Source organism: Mesorhizobium sp. BHbdii (assembly GCF_053848045.1).
In genome coordinates this window covers 1-641 of sequence record NZ_JBSPKX010000065.1, presented here as the reverse complement: position 1 = coordinate 641, position 641 = coordinate 1, and the positions used below count along the sequence as shown (strand labels likewise).

Sequence of the window (641 nt, the reverse complement as noted above, 5' to 3'; positions counted from 1 at the left end):
GCCAGGTTCCTGACTCTCGCTTGTAGCTTACAACCTTTTCTTCCCGTTTGGAGTGAATACGTTTGCGAACTCGGCAGCCGTATGCTGCAACTTCGTTACCAATAAGGACAGCGGCTGGCCTCCCATTCTCTCGGCCGGCCCCGTCATTCCCAGCGCGTAGATCGGAGCTTGCCCTTCCATCAGAACGATAGGGCACGCGATCGTAAATAAGCCCCGCACCTGCTCGCCGTTCTCGACTGCATAACCTTGCTCGCGGATCCGTTGGTACTCCTGCTCCAGCTTCGCTCTATCAATGATGGTATGAGGCGTGAGACTCTTCAATTCCGTCTGCAAGATCGCCTCGCGCAGACTCGGTTCCTGCATGGCGGTTAACAGCTTGCCTGTTGCCGTGGCGTGCGGAGGTAGGATGTGGCCGGGAGTGACGTAGACGCCTACACTTGCATCTGGGGATTCCATAACCAAAGACCGCACGGTCGCTCCATAAAGCCGTACGATAAAGCAAGTTTCTCCGCTCTCCTCTGCGAGAGACTTGAGCAGGCGCCTGCTAGCGAGCTCAATCCATGCGGTGTCTGACTGCAGGATCTGAGATAGTCTGCGTCCAAGAACGAACGAGCCACGCCGTTTTCCAGGTTCCAAAAGGT

At 56.2% G+C, this 641-nt stretch carries 1 protein-coding gene; it reads right to left on the bottom strand.

What is annotated here, in order from left to right; translation table 11 throughout:
- Positions 1-27: 27 nt before the first annotated feature.
- The coding region (locus ACWTU8_RS31840; RefSeq protein ID WP_455851254.1) for an IclR family transcriptional regulator at positions 28-641 on the bottom strand (614 nt) is incomplete at its 5' end.